Source organism: Homoserinimonas sp. A447 (genome assembly GCF_054489325.1).
Window position 1 is genome coordinate 1,837,543 of the sequence record NZ_JBTMWW010000001.1, and the last position, 13,470, is coordinate 1,851,012.

The following is a 13,470-nucleotide window of genomic DNA, read 5'->3' on the forward strand; positions in this document are numbered from 1 at the left end:
GCTATGAGTCTGACAGAGGCATGATGCTCGTATTGATCAGGCACGCACACTCCGCTGAGCCCCAATGTGATTAATCAAACTGAAGACATGCAATCATCAGCTATGGGGCTGATACGCGAAGTCGGTGTAGGGATCGTTGCGCGGGGTCCGGCAAGTTCGAGTGTTGGATAGGAGGTTTAGATGAGCGGGCGGCTATCCGGATTCGAAACACTCAGCGGGGATGAATGGCAGAGTCTTTGCCTCAGGATTTTGCGCCAACATCACGGTCCCGGGAATCTCATCGAGATCCCGGATATGGATCGCGGGGACGGCGGCCTAGAAGCCTTCGGTAGTAACGGTCATGCATACCAGTGCTACGCACCGGAAATGGAGCCCTTGTCAGTCAGTTCTAGGCGGAAGAAACACCTGACAAAACTCAACGATGACACTCAGAAATTCATCACCAACCGGGCGCTACTTAGCAGAATCATTACTCCTGGGTTAGTAATCGAACGCTGGATTCTCCTGGTGCCTTTCCTGAGCAGCAAGGCTGTCACCGTCAAATGCAATGAACTGACTGAGAAAATACGAAACGCGGCACTTCCATACGCCTCACCAAGCATCACAGTCACTGCGTTGACTCTAGATTCATTCGAGTTGGCCAGGCGCGCCGTGCTCGACAACGCACTTTCGCGGATGAATCTCCCGCTCGCACCAAAGGTCTCTTTCGCCGACCTTGGCGACCCGAGGAGTGAGACGATGGCAGGAAAGCTGGCAAACACATCGATTTTCAGTGACAAGGTTCGCCGAGGAGAGATGGTTTCCCGCTTGCTTGAGAATCATCTGGCTGGCCGAACGCACAGGGAGTTCATCCTCGACCAATACACCGAGGTCGGGGATGCGCTTGAGTCGGAGTTCCGAGACCTCGAGCAACGACTGTCCTTGCAATACTCCCTCCTAAACAACGGAAATGATGCGCTACTCTCCACAATCCTCGAAGACACCGAAGCGATCATTCGCTCCACGGCCAACGTTGCACCAGATCAGGCACGAATAATTGCAGAAGGGCAAGTTGCCGAATGGCTGATGAATTGCCCGTTGGACTTCGTTCAGAATGGCGACGAAGATGGTCATTGACGAACCTGTGGAAAGCTCGCCCTACTGGTTGGAGAATGCCCGGCCGATATTGGAAGAGGGCGACGGAGCAAGCCTCCAAGTTCAATTTCGGCAGCAACGTCGAATTCTGCCAGCGCGCAATCGAATAACGCACCGGACAGCACTACTAGTTGTTGTACTGAACGCCTTCTCCCGCAAAACGGCGAAAGTGGCCAACCTCCATATTTTCTTATGGGCCCTGAGATCAGCAAGAACACGCCGAATTTTCGTTAACTGGTGGACTAAACCCAATTCGATCGATTTGGTGACCCAGCGTATTGACCCACTTCTCGATTCAAGCATCCGCCTTTCCCTCGCCGACGGGCTCGTGACACTCGCTGGATCTCGACGCGATCGCCTCAAGTTGACTGTCAGTGGTCAAGAGTTGGCTAAAGCCGTGGAGGGAGCAGACTCCCTTCTCAGGATTGAAAAGCAATTTCTCCTAGGCCTCGGGGCAATAAGCGACTCGGGCATTGACCGAAGAATGGACCGGCTCTCATGACCTCAGTCACTATCGAAGCCATAGAGATCTTTGTGGCTACACCCACACGCAACCTCGGCACCACCGTTGAACTGCGGAGCGGTCTGAATGTCATCCGAGCGTCGAACAATCGCGGCAAGACTCAAATTATCCAGGCTCTCATTTACGGGCTTGGGATGGAGCGGATGCTAAACGCACGCGCAAACGCACCCATGGGTAGCGCTGTGACAAACGAAATCGCAATTAATGGTTCAGAAACCACAGAGGCAGTCGTGGAGAGCTGGGTGGTCATCCAACTGCGAAACGACCGCAACGAATTCCTCACGGTTCAGAGGATGGTTGCCGGCGAAAACATCGAGCGAAACTTGGTCCGGTTCTGGCGGAGCCAACAGATCACTGGGACGTCCCGTCTTGAAGACGGTGAATATGCATTCCTCCATGCACCTGGAAGCGCATCCCATGACGCTGGGTTTCACACAATCCTCGAGCGATTTTTCGGATGGGATACGCCGAACGTCGACACCTTTTCATCGCGAGACATCAAGCTTTATATGGATACGATTTTTCCGTTTCTTATCGTCGATCAACAAGCTTGGAATGGGGTTGCGCCCAGGAAAGTAAGTAGATACCAGATCAGGGACGTTCACCGCAAGGCTGCTGAATTCCTGCTATCACTCGATGGACCAATCGCGGAACGCCAGGTAAGCAAGCTTGAGAGAAAGATCGCAGAGGAGACCGCGAGTTGGAACGCGAGCGTTAGCGCGCTCAACGCGATCACCCGCGCAGTTGGGGGGCGCGTCTCTGGTTTACCTTCGAGTCCGGCAGGGTCAAGAAGATCGAGGACGACGGTATCCGCGACGCACTTAGAGGGGATAACAATTCAAACCCTCATGGGTGACGAGTGGGTCGATGCGGACGTTGAGCTTGAAAATCTAAACTCCGAGCTATCGAGAATCGAAGCGGACGAGCGGTTGGCCACAACCGAATCGTTGGACGGAGCTTCCGCAGCGAGGTTTTCCGAATTGCAGGGAACCTTAAGAGAGATCCAGTCCGCAACGCAACTTGTGCAGCAGAACCTCGACTTGAACCAGGCAAGGCTCTCGGCCCTCGACGGCCGTTTGGTCTCCCTGCAAGAAGAACGCAACCGAAATGTTGATCTTCGAACCCTAGAAAGGCTCGGAGCGGAAATCAAGGCTGAACACCTAATGCACCATAGTTGCCCAACTTGCAGTCAGTCGCTGGACAATCTTGAGTCAATCGATCCAGATTCAGTCTTGACGGTGGGGGACACTGTCCAACTACTGAATGCACAAATACTGACAACTCAGCGTATGCATGAACGTTCAATTCATGCGGTGGACGAGTACGTAAGCCTCGAAGCCGCGCTTACAGAGCGGGCGAGCGGCCTGACTATCGAACTTGCCGCTCTGCGGCGGGATACGCTTAATGGTTCGTCTCTGGAGTCGAATGTTGCCCGAAAAGTACGCCTCAAATACAGGGTGAATGACCTAGGTCGAGCGCTCCTTTCCGCACAGGAGCTACTGTCTTCCCTTCAGTTGGCGGCGGCCGCAATCGCAGAGAGCCGAAACGAAGTGATCGCGCTGGAGATCACGACACCACCGAGCGATCAGGCTCGACTGGGTGCCCTTTCCGCGCGAGTGCAGCAGTTACTTGCGGGTTGGGGGTTCGGTAGCTATGGGTCGGACAGGATCCAAATCGATCCGGACAGCTTGGTACCGTCGCGCGAAGGGTTCGACCTCAATACTGATGTCAGCGCTAGTGACATCGTGAGAGTGAAACTCGCGTACCTAGAAGCACTCCGGGAGCTTGCATCAACTGTTGGGAACCACCCTGGAGTTCTTGTCCTCGATGAGCCGAGGCAACAGGACATGGAAGCATCCGACTTTGAGGCACTCATGCAACATTTCCTGGAGGTCGGCGCGGCGTATGGGCAAGTGATCGTAACGACGTCGTCGCCAACAGCCGAGTTCTTCCCGTCGGACAGTCACGATGCGCGCGTAATCGATTTCGGCGATCATAGAGTCCTGAGAGAATTGGCAGGCGCTTCGCGATTTGGACCAGTTACCGGAAGCGCCTTCATCTGACAACATCAGACGTCCTGTCGCGTCGAAGCCCGAACTTCCGGATCTCAGTGAGCCCGACGTAGCCTTGCGGCATGGAATTCCTGATCGTCATCGCGGCCGCGGTTGCCATCGCGTACGTCGCCGTGGTGTCCGAGCGCCGAGCCCGCGCCAAGGGCAAGCGCCGGCGTGGCGGGCTGGCTGGGGCGTTCGGAGCGCTCGATGAGGCGTTCCGCCCGGCCACCGCTGAGGCCAGCACCATCCAGGAAGCCGAAACGCGGATGCCTGCGCCGGCTCCGCTCGCCGGCGATCCCGCTCCGGGTGAGAAATAGGCACGGGAACGATTGCATGGCCGTGGACATCCGCTTGCATCGCGGTGACCTGACCCGCTTCGAGGCGGATGCGATAGTTAACGCGGCCAACAGCTCCCTGCTCGGCGGGGGCGGGGTCGACGGTGCCATCCACCGGGTGGGCGGGCCGAGCATCCTGCGGGAGTGCCGGGCGCTGCGGGAGACGACGCTTCCCGACGGGCTGCCGGCCGGCCAGGCGGTCGCCACCGGTGCCGGAGACCTGCCCGCACGCTGGGTGATCCACACCGTCGGGCCGGTCTACAGCCGCAGCGAAGACCGCAGCGCGACCCTCAGCTCGTGCTACACCTCAGCGCTGGCCGTCGCCGACGAGCTGGGCGCGAGAACTATCGCGTTCCCCGCCGTCAGCGCCGGGGTCTACGGCTGGCCGATGGCGGATGCCGCCCGCATCGCGATCAGCACGGTTCGCGACGCGGACACCGCTGTCGAACTGGTCACCGTCGAGCTGGTCACCTTCGTACTCTTCAGCGACGAGTCGTACGGGGCATTCGAGAGCGCGCTGCGTTCATCCGTCAGCTAGCGACACGCAGGTACCCGCAACGCGGTCGGGTGTGTCCGCAGCTGACGGGTGGGCGCGGCATCCGTCTAGCCGACGCCGGTGATCTCGATCAGGAAGACCAGGCTCTGGCCACCCAGCTCGTGGGCGGCGGGGTCCGGGCCGTAGGCGTGCTCGGCCGGGATCGTCACCAGCAGCGTCGAACCGACCTTCTGGCCGACGAGCGCCGCAGTGAAGCCTTTCACGAAGCCGTTCGCCTGCAGGGTGATGGGCTCCTTGCCGTAGCTCTGGTCGAACACCTCGCGGGTCTCCCAGCTGGTGCCCTGGTAGTCCAGCGTGACCGGGTCAGTCGCCTCGACAACCTCGCCGTCGCCCTCCTCCAGCACCGCCAGCAGCAGCTCGGCAGGAGCGTCGCCCTCAGGAAGGGTCACCACCGGCGCATCACCCAACTCGACCTCGGGAACGTTGTCCGCCCAGGTTGCAGGCGTCAGCGGCGGAACGATGCTGACGACATCCGCCACCATCACCACGCTGTCGGTGCCCTCGATGCCGAGGTCGGCGTAGCCCTGCTCGCCCCACATCTCAGCCGGCGGGATGACCGAAATCACGCGCGAACCGACGGTCGAGCACTGGAGCGTGCTGACCAGGCCCTCGAGGATCGAGTCGGTGCTGACCGTCAACTCGGCGGCCTGGCCCTCGGCGATGCTGTTCGAGATCTCCTCGCCGGTCGTGGCGTTGTACATGGCGAAACCGGTGGAGATCACGTCGCCGGCCGAAACGACGTCGCCGTCGCCCTCCAGCAGAACGGTGCGCTCAGTCTTCTTCACCTGAACCGGGAAGTCGAACTTGACCGTCGGGCTGGCACCGAACTCGCCGTCGACCTTCACCGCTTCGGAGCTGGCGCCGCTGGCTGCCAGGCAATCGGATGCGCCAACAGCGGCATCCTTCTTCTCCGGAGCCTCCTCCGGTGCGCTGCACGCGGTCAGCCCGGCGACCAGGCCGAGAACGACGAAAAGTGTGGCAGATTTGCGCACAGGGGACCTCACAAAGAAAGAAACGGGATGCGTCCAGTCTGGGGTACAGGCGCTCCACTCCTCGACCGCAGCGGTCGATTCTTATGACATTCACGGGAATCGCGACCCAGTATGTTGAGAAACATGGCCCGTTCCCCTGAACAGTTTTTCCGCATCCTTGGTGCAGGTTGGGTGATCGCCGGCGGCCTGGTCGCCGCGGTGACCGGTCCGCTGCAACTGGAGAACGGATCCTGGGCGGCGGCGTTCTGCGTGCTCGTGGCGGGCGTCGCCCAGTACGCCATCGGTGTTGTGCAGGCAGCGCTGGCATCGAAGCAACCGACCCGGCGCGTGGTTGTCGCTCAGCTGGCGACCTGGAACGGCGGATGCGCGGCCGTCATCCTCGGTACCGTCCTGACCATGCTGGCACTGGTGCACGTCGGCGGCCTGCTGCTCATCACCGCCCTCGTTCTTCTGATCGTGACCGTGCGGGGCAACGCCAAACCGCGTTGGGCCCTGGTCACCTACCGCGCGCTGCTGGTCATCATCCTGGCCAGCATCCCGATTGGGCTGGCCATCGCCCACGTGCGCGCTGGATAGCACCCGCCGACTGCGGCTACGACAGCTCGATGACCGTCATGCCGGGGTGCGCGCCGTCCATTCCGGCGAGCGCGGAGGGCGCCTCGTCCAGGCTGATCGTGCGGCCGACGAGCAGCTGCGGGTCGATGCGGCCGGAGGCGATCGCGTCCAGCATCTGCGGATACTCGTGCGCCGCCATCCCGTGGCTGCCGAGGATCTCGAGTTCGTTGGCCACGACCAGGTCCATCGGCACGGGCGGCGACGAGTGCTCCCCAAGCATCAGCCCCACCTGCACATGGCGCCCGCGCTTGCGCAGGCTGCGGATCGAGTTCACCGCCGTCGCGGTGCTCCCGTAGGCGTCCAGCGAAAGGTGGGCACCGCCATCCGTCAACTCCCGGACAGCGGATGCCACGTCACCGGCGCCGGCAATCGTCTCGGCTCCCAGCCGCGCCGCCAGCTCCAGGGCCGCCGTCGAGATGTCGATGCCGACAACGTGTGCGCCAGCAGCGACGGCGATCATGATCGCTGACAGGCCGACACCGCCGCATCCGTGCACCGCCACCCACTCCCCGGGCTGCACCCTGCCCTGCGTCATCACCGCGCGGTAGGCGGTCGCGAACCGGCAGCCGAGAGCCGCCGCCGAGACGAAGTCGATGGCATCCGGCAGTGCGATCAGGTTGACGTCAGCCTCGGCGATGGCCACCGACTCGGCGAAAGAGCCCCAGTGGGTGAAACCGGGCTGCTCCTGGTGGTCGCATACCTGGTGGTTTCCGGTGGTGCACTGCTCGCACCGGCCGCAGGCGCAGATGAAGGGGACGGTCACCCGGTCGCCGACCTTCCAGCGGGTCACGGCAGAGCCGACCGCCTCCACCACGCCGGCCAGCTCATGACCCGGAACATGGGGCAGACGGATGCCGTCATCATGACCCATCCAGCCGTGCCAGTCGCTGCGGCACAGCCCGGTCGCCTTCACCGCGATGACGGCACCGGATGCCCGGGCCTCAGGCTTCGGAACGTCGACCAATTCGGGCACACCACCGAACTCACGGAACATGACAGCACGCATGCCATCAAGCTACTAGTCGACAGCCGCCGGTCAGGCCGTCAGCCGACGAGCGTGCGCTCCGCAGCATCCGCTCGGACAGAACCCCTGGACCTCAGCACAGTGACCATGAGCACCAGTACCACCCCGATACCGGCTCCGATCGAGTTGGAGATGAGATCGCGCGGGTCGGTCACCCGGTCCGGCAGGAACAGCTGCACGAACTCGATGGATGCCGTCAATGCGAAGCCCAGCAACGCTGCCAGCCACCAGAGACGCCAACCGAGAAGCAGCACGAAAAGCACGCCGACGGGCACGAACAGAACCACGTTGGCGGTGAACTCGACGAGGGCGTAGGTGATCCAGTCGAGCGTGTTCTCACCGCTCAGATAGCGGATGATGCGGTGCAGCAGCCCCCGGCCGTTGGCGTCCAGCGGTTGGGGTCCCAGCGTCAACCAGCCGACCCACGCCAGATAGCAGGCGGTCGCCACGGCGAGCAGAGGTCGGCGAAGACGCATCCGTCAATTCTCTGCCGGATCCTCGCTGGTGGGATTCTGCGCCATCCACCACTCGGTGAAGCTGGTCGCCCGCCCATCGTTCGCGAAACGGATCACCCAGACGTTGTGGTAGGTCGCGCGGCCGGTGTACGGAGTGATGGCGCGAATCACCCCGGTGTCGCCGTCGACCGCGACGACTTCCCAGCTGAAGGTGGTGTCGCCCGGCTCGTCCCTTGCCTTCAGCCACTGGGCGACGATGTCATCGTGTCCGCGCCACGGCTGCTCCCACGGTTCGGTGAAGTACTCGGCGTCCTCCGTGAACAAGGCGCGGATGTCGTCCGGCTCGTTCGACTCCCAGGCCCGCCGATAAGCCTCCACCCACCGGGTGAGCGTGCCCCGATTCGTTGTGTCAGTCATGCGAAAGGTCTACACCTGTGTGCTGTGAAAGGAAAGGCAGGTGCTTGGCGCGCTCGGCGCTTCGGCTCCGTGCGTGCCGGCTCCTGAGCGTGCCCGCGTATTCAGGGTTGCTTCGGCTGGTCGAGCCTGGCTTCGCTGGTTGAGCTTGTCGAAACCCGCCGAGGTTCGCATCTCGTCTTCTCCTCCACAACCCGCTCGCTTCCCTTTATCCACAGCAAATCTGTGGAGAAGAAGTACTCACATTCACTAGAATAAACCTTCGAATGTGAGAGAATAGTGGCATGTCCCAGTTCACCGATTCCCTCAGCAGCATCGCGGCCGCCGCCGCCTCGCTGCCGCGGGATTCGGTAACCCTGGCCGGCCTGCCCGAAGAGGAACTGTTGGCCATCCCGGCCCTGTTCGCGAACATCACCCGGCAACTGGAGCCCTCCCTCGCCGCCACCGCCGGGGAGATCGCCCGCCGCTCCACCTACGACTTGGGCTACCAGGGTTTGGCGCAGAAGGGTGGGTTTCGCACTCCGGAGAAACTGGTGCAGCATTTGACCGGGTCTACCTCCCGGGAGGCGGCGAAGCTGGTGCGCACCGGCGGGATCATCCACGAAGCCGAACTGATCACCGAAGCCGAACGCACCGGCAAAGTCTCCGCCGAGCTCACCCAACCGTGGCTGGCCCCGGTGGGTCGGGCGGTGGCCGCCGGGGTGTTGTCGATTGAGGCGGGCGAGGCGATCCGGGTCGGCCTGGGGGTCCCGACGGAGGACATCACCGCCGAGCTGCTGGCCGAAGCGGCCGCCCAACTCGTTGAATTGGCCAGCCCCAGCGGTCTCGACTCGTCGGACCCGGATGACCCGGAGCAGGCAACCGCGGGTCCGTTGAATGCCGACCAGTTGCTGGATCGGGCGAGGAGCCTGCGGGATGAGTTGGATGAGGCGGGCATCGCCGACCGGGAACGCGCCCGCCACCAGGCCCGCTCCTTCAAACGGTACCGGCGCGGTGATGGGATGACCGTCTACACGATGCTGGCGGATCCGGAGAATGAGAGCACGTTGCGCATGAAGTGCACCCGGCAACGCTGCCAGGACGCCCCTTGGGACACGGTGGCGATCGCCTTCTTCAATCCGCTGTGAGCGTCGGACATTACCAGCTTCACCCCATCAAGTCTGCGGGTCTTCATCGACCGCAGGAACGCCGTCCAGAAGGCCTCATTCTCGGTGTCGCCGACATCGAAGCCGAGGACCTCGCGGCGCCCGTCGGCGGCGACTCCAACAGCGACAACGACCGCCTGAGACACCACTCGATGATTCACCCGCGCCTTGCAGTAGGTCGCATCGAGGAACACATACGGGTAGTCCAGCGCTGCCAAGTCGCGGTCACGGAACACCGCGATCTCCTCGTCCAGCCCCGCGCAGATGCGCGAGACTTCGGACTTAGAAATACCGGACTCGGCACCGAGCGCCTTGACCAGGTCATCGACCTTCCGCGTCGAGACGCCGTGCAGGTAAGCCTCCATCACTACCGCGAACAGCGCCTGGTCGACGCGGCGGCGCCGCTCCAGTAGGGCTGGGAAGAATGATCCGGCCCGCAGCTTGGGGATCTTCAAGTCCAGATCTCCTGCGGTCGTGGTCAACACCCGCGGGCGGGTGCCGTTGCGCTGCGCGGTGCGGTCGCTGGAGCGCTCGAACGGGGCGGCGCCGATGAACGCGGTCGCCTCGGCACCGATCAGCTCCTGATAGAGCTTCTCGGTCGCGACCCGGATCCTGTCGGTGACATCGGTGAGTTTCAACTCCGCAAGCAAGTTGAGCAGGGCAGACTGGTCTAGAGCCATCGTGTGTTTGTGTCTTTCTGTGAGTGACTTTGATCGGTTCTCACTGACCATCGCACGATGGCTCGCTACGTCGACGACGCGACGCTCACCAGCCGAGATTTACACCACCCCACGGGACGCGACCCCGATCACATGAGTGGTACGCACTGCCGGAGTTCCCCATCCGCTGGATGTCGAAGCAAAAATCAAAGGAGATTCCCTACGGCGTTCTGTCGCCGTTCATGGGGTGACAAGTCGCAGTGCGACTCATTTGCTCGCATGGTGATCGTAGTATGTAAACTACGAGCACACGTATGCGCTGTGTGAACAAGCAAGAGTTACGGGAGACAATGGTGACTACTGATGCAGAGATGGCGTCCGAGACGTCGACGCCAACTGAACTCGGACAAGTTCGGCGAGATCTTTATCGCATGATGATTCTTATCCGTGGCGTGGAGAACGGTATCGAACGGTCTCATCGCTCCGCGAAAATTGACGGGTCATTCCACTCGTCACTTGGGCAAGAGAGCTGTGCGGCAGGTGTCTGCTCAGCGCTTCGCTTGCGAGATATTGTGACGAGCACCCACCGAGGACACGGTCACGCGCTCGCCAAAGGCGTGCCGCCTGAAATGTTGATGGCTGAGCTGTTCAAACGCGTGGAGGGAACAAGCGGTGGTCGCGGCGCTTCGATGCACCTGCACCACCGCGAAAGCGGGTTCTACGGAGAGACCGCCATAGTAGGAGGAGGCCTGCCGTGGGGTGCGGGGGCAGCTTGGGCTCGGCGTCGCTTGACCGGAAGCGATGACATTGCGGTCGCCTTTGCCGGAGATGGCGCATTCGCACATGGGGTCTTCAGTGAGACTATTCGCACAGCACGGCTGTGGGAGGCCCCAGTTCTCTTCGTATGCGAGAACAATGGCTGGGCCCACTCGATGCAAGCTGAACGGATGTTCGGACCGCCCGGGTCGATCGCGAAGTCGGTGAAAGCGATGGGCATTCGAGCTGAATATGTCGATGGACGCGATGCCATGGCGGTGCGTGAGGCTTCCCTCGAACTTGTCGAGTATGTGAGAGGCGGCCGCCCCGCATTCCTGGAATGTGCCGTCTACCGTGTTCGAGCCCACAGCCTTAACGATGCCGATTACCGCTACCGCGCAAAGACCGACGGAGCGGATTGGCTAGCAGCAAACGACCCAGTTGCTTCCCTTCGACTCTCACTTGCGCCACAAGAAGCCGACAAAATTGACTCCGAGGTAGCAGGCATCGTCGCGGAGTCCATTGAGCTGGCCGAGTCCGGCTCGCATCCCCCAATTGACTCAATCTATAACCACATTTACACCAACGAGGAGCTGAACCGCCGTGCCCGAGCTGAAATTCGCTGAAGCAATTCGCCAAGCTCTGAATGATGAAATGGAGATCGACCCCACGGTAGTCGTCATGGGCCAGGAGGTCGGCACACTAGGGGGAGTCTTCACCGTGACCAAAGGGCTACTTGAAAGCTTCGGTCCCGAGCGCGTGTTTGACTCAGCGCTTGCCGAGGGTGCACTCGCGGGGTTCGCCGCCGGAGCGGCAGCCGAAGGAATGCGTCCTGTGGTTGAGATCATGTTTAGTGACTTCGTAACCTTGGCGATGGATCAGCTCGTCAACTTTGCGGCCAAAGCGCGATATATGAGTAACGGTCAGTTCAGCATGCCTCTCGTCGTGCGACTTCCGGGCGGTGCTGGCACGAACCACGGCCCTCAACACTCCCAGAGTTTTGAGACGTGGTTTGCTGGCATTCCCGGGATTGTGGTTGCGATGCCGAGCAATCCGGCAGATGCATATTGGATGATGCGAAATGCTATTCGACTTGATGACCTAGTGGTCTTCTTCGAAAACAAGGCATTGTATTTGGCGACGAAGGGCGAAGTCGACTTCTCAGATGAACGTATCGGCTTTGACGCGAGAATTGCTCGTCACGGCACAGATATCACAGTGGTAAGCGCCGGGCGCATGGTGGGGCGCACGTTAGAGGCCGCGGAGCTGCTCGAGGCCGAGGGAATCTCGATCGAGGTTGTAGACCTCCGCTACCTGTGGCCGCTTGACCGGGACACGATTGCCACATCATTGGCTCGAACGAGCCGACTCGCCATAGTGCACGAGGCTGTTAGTTTCGCCGGATGGGGCGGGGAAGTAGCCGCCTGGGCGGCCGACGAGCGATTCACTGACCTCGATGCGCCGATAATTCGAATTGGTGCCGCCCGCGTGCCTATCCCAGCCGGAAGCCGTTTGGAAGAAGGCATCATCCCGACCGTAGATCGCATAGTGCGCGAACTTCGCGAACTTTCAATCTTCTAGGAATGGAAGCGGCCCGATGCAACCGAATATCCCGTCTGGCTGAGGCGACCCCGTCAATGGGGGAACTGGTTTCCCACGCCCGCGTCAGATTGAACCTGGAAAGCCCTCCTCTTGATCAGCATCGAGTGTTAACGCGGCAGAAGATTATGAAATCTTAAGAAAGTGGTATTTGCTTTCGCTTACTTCGGACTAGAGGTACACGCCTTTGTCCAGATGAAAGGAGATCATCATGAAGGCAATTGTGTGTTTAGAGCGGACTTCACAAATGAGCTGGGTTGAAGTCGAAGACCCAGAGCCGCAAGACGACGAGGTCGTCATCGAAGTTGCTGCGACGGCGCTTAATCGAGCAGACCTCGCCCAAAGGAAAGGCAACTATCCCGTGCCAGCGGGGGCCAGCCCCATCCTCGGACTTGAATGCTCCGGCATCATCTCCGAGGTCGGGAGCGCGGTGACGGAGTTTCGCGTTGGGGATCGAGTTATGGCGCTGCTAACGGGCGGTGGATATGCTCAGCGCGTCGCTGTTCCTCGAGGACAGGTCATGCACGTGCCCGCAAACATCGACATGGTGACCGCTGCTGCCTTTCCGGAGGCCGCATGCACTGTCTATTCCAACCTAATTGTGGACGGTGGGTTAGCCGAGGGTCGAACTGTTCTGATCCACGGTGGCGGTTCAGGCATAGGGACGATGGCGATCAGCGTTGCGAAGGCATTCGGGGCGAAAACGATAGTGACAGCGGGATCTGACCAACGAGTGGAGCTTTGTCGCAATCACGGCGCCGATCTGGCGGTCAACTACAACTCCGTCGACTTTGTAAGTGAAGCGCGTTCCTTCACTGGCGGTCGTGGCGTGGATATGGTCCTAGATTGCGTTGGCGCGGACTACCTTGAGCGAAACCTCAGCGCGACCGCTGACGACGGGACCGTACTGGTGATTGGGCTTCAGGGCGGGGCTGAGTCGGCGATCGACCTTTCGCCACTTATGCGTCGTCGGTTGACGCTGCGGGGCTCCACGATACGGGCACGCAGCGTAAGCGACAAAGCGCGCATCGTCGATGGCACCCGTTCAACCATCGTGCCCCTACTTGTGTCGGGAGAGGTGAGCCCGGTCATTGACTCTTCGTATGAAATCGAAGCAGTAGCGGAGGCCCACCAGTACATGGAACAACGTCGAAACTTCGGCAAGATGGTGCTCCTCGTTAACGTGTCGATCGAGTGATGTTTGAGCTG

General features: G+C 61.0%; 14 protein-coding genes and 1 pseudogene. 10 read left to right on the forward strand and 5 right to left on the reverse strand.

What is annotated here, in order from left to right; all coding sequences use genetic code 11:
- The first annotated feature begins 180 nt into the window (after window positions 1-180).
- The 5 genes from ACX3O0_RS08935 (at window position 181) to ACX3O0_RS08955 (ending at window position 4,584) form a co-directional block, all read left to right on the forward strand.
- Complete coding sequence (locus ACX3O0_RS08935) at window positions 181-1,116, forward strand: hypothetical protein (protein ID WP_459107493.1); 936 nt, start codon at window positions 181-183, stop codon at window positions 1,114-1,116.
- Window positions 1,106-1,636: a hypothetical protein gene (locus tag ACX3O0_RS08940; RefSeq protein WP_459107494.1), complete on the forward strand. Its 531-nt coding sequence runs from the start codon at window positions 1,106-1,108 to the stop codon at window positions 1,634-1,636. Before ACX3O0_RS08935 ends, ACX3O0_RS08940 begins: the two co-directional genes overlap by 11 nt.
- A complete protein-coding gene (locus ACX3O0_RS08945) occupies window positions 1,633-3,720 on the forward strand; it encodes an ATP-binding protein (protein ID WP_459107495.1) in 2,088 nt (695 codons plus the stop codon). Before ACX3O0_RS08940 ends, ACX3O0_RS08945 begins: the two co-directional genes overlap by 4 nt.
- Before the next feature lie 71 nt (window positions 3,721-3,791).
- Window positions 3,792-4,028 (forward strand): hypothetical protein, encoded by a 237-nt coding sequence (locus ACX3O0_RS08950; RefSeq protein WP_459107496.1) that lies wholly within the window; start codon window positions 3,792-3,794, stop codon window positions 4,026-4,028.
- Between the two features lie 22 nt (window positions 4,029-4,050).
- A complete protein-coding gene (locus ACX3O0_RS08955) occupies window positions 4,051-4,584 on the forward strand; it encodes an O-acetyl-ADP-ribose deacetylase (RefSeq protein WP_459108466.1) in 534 nt (177 codons plus the stop codon).
- Window positions 4,585-4,649: 65 nt separating this feature from the next.
- Here the strand turns inward: ACX3O0_RS08955 and ACX3O0_RS08960 are convergent, their stop codons facing one another.
- On the reverse strand, window positions 4,650-5,594 hold the full coding sequence (locus ACX3O0_RS08960) for an FKBP-type peptidyl-prolyl cis-trans isomerase (protein WP_459107497.1): 945 nt from the start codon (window positions 5,592-5,594) through the stop codon (window positions 4,650-4,652).
- Between the two features lie 123 nt (window positions 5,595-5,717).
- Here ACX3O0_RS08960 and ACX3O0_RS08965 point away from each other — a divergent pair, with 123 nt between their 5' ends.
- Window positions 5,718-6,170 carry a hypothetical protein gene (locus ACX3O0_RS08965; protein WP_459107498.1) on the forward strand — a complete coding sequence of 151 codons (453 nt, stop codon included), beginning with the start codon at window positions 5,718-5,720 and terminating at the stop codon, window positions 6,168-6,170.
- Between the two features lie 16 nt (window positions 6,171-6,186).
- Here the strand turns inward: ACX3O0_RS08965 and ACX3O0_RS08970 are convergent, their stop codons facing one another.
- From ACX3O0_RS08970 to ACX3O0_RS08980, 3 genes are read right to left on the reverse strand one after another with little or no spacing between them, the layout of a single operon-like run.
- On the reverse strand, window positions 6,187-7,215 hold the full coding sequence (locus ACX3O0_RS08970) for a zinc-dependent alcohol dehydrogenase family protein (RefSeq protein ID WP_459107499.1): 1,029 nt from the start codon (window positions 7,213-7,215) through the stop codon (window positions 6,187-6,189).
- A gap of 38 nt (window positions 7,216-7,253) precedes the next feature.
- Window positions 7,254-7,709: a VanZ family protein gene (locus ACX3O0_RS08975; RefSeq protein ID WP_459107500.1), complete on the reverse strand. Its 456-nt coding sequence runs from the start codon at window positions 7,707-7,709 to the stop codon at window positions 7,254-7,256.
- 3 nt (window positions 7,710-7,712) lie between these two features.
- Entirely contained in the window at window positions 7,713-8,105 is a 393-nt protein-coding gene (locus tag ACX3O0_RS08980; RefSeq protein WP_459107501.1) for a nuclear transport factor 2 family protein, read from the reverse strand.
- A gap of 281 nt (window positions 8,106-8,386) precedes the next feature.
- Here ACX3O0_RS08980 and ACX3O0_RS08985 point away from each other — a divergent pair, with 281 nt between their 5' ends.
- A complete protein-coding gene (locus ACX3O0_RS08985; protein ID WP_459107502.1) occupies window positions 8,387-9,229 on the forward strand; it encodes a hypothetical protein in 843 nt (280 codons plus the stop codon).
- Here ACX3O0_RS08985 and ACX3O0_RS08990 read toward each other — a convergent pair.
- Window positions 9,139-9,927 (reverse strand): annotated as a pseudogene (locus ACX3O0_RS08990) (IS256 family transposase); the annotation flags it as partial. The gene ACX3O0_RS08985 and the pseudogene ACX3O0_RS08990 overlap by 91 nt on opposite strands.
- A 332-nt stretch (window positions 9,928-10,259) precedes the next feature.
- Here ACX3O0_RS08990 and ACX3O0_RS08995 point away from each other — a divergent pair.
- The 3 genes from ACX3O0_RS08995 (at window position 10,260) to ACX3O0_RS09005 (ending at window position 13,459) form a co-directional block, all read left to right on the forward strand.
- Window positions 10,260-11,288, forward strand: coding sequence for a thiamine pyrophosphate-dependent dehydrogenase E1 component subunit alpha (locus tag ACX3O0_RS08995; protein ID WP_459107503.1), 1,029 nt, complete (start codon window positions 10,260-10,262; stop codon window positions 11,286-11,288).
- Window positions 11,266-12,243: an alpha-ketoacid dehydrogenase subunit beta gene (locus ACX3O0_RS09000; RefSeq protein WP_459107504.1), complete on the forward strand. Its 978-nt coding sequence runs from the start codon at window positions 11,266-11,268 to the stop codon at window positions 12,241-12,243. The genes ACX3O0_RS08995 and ACX3O0_RS09000 overlap by 23 nt, the downstream gene beginning before the upstream one ends.
- A 229-nt stretch (window positions 12,244-12,472) precedes the next feature.
- Window positions 12,473-13,459 (forward strand): NAD(P)H-quinone oxidoreductase, encoded by a 987-nt coding sequence (locus ACX3O0_RS09005; RefSeq protein WP_459107505.1) that lies wholly within the window; start codon window positions 12,473-12,475, stop codon window positions 13,457-13,459.
- Window positions 13,460-13,470 lie beyond the last annotated feature (11 nt).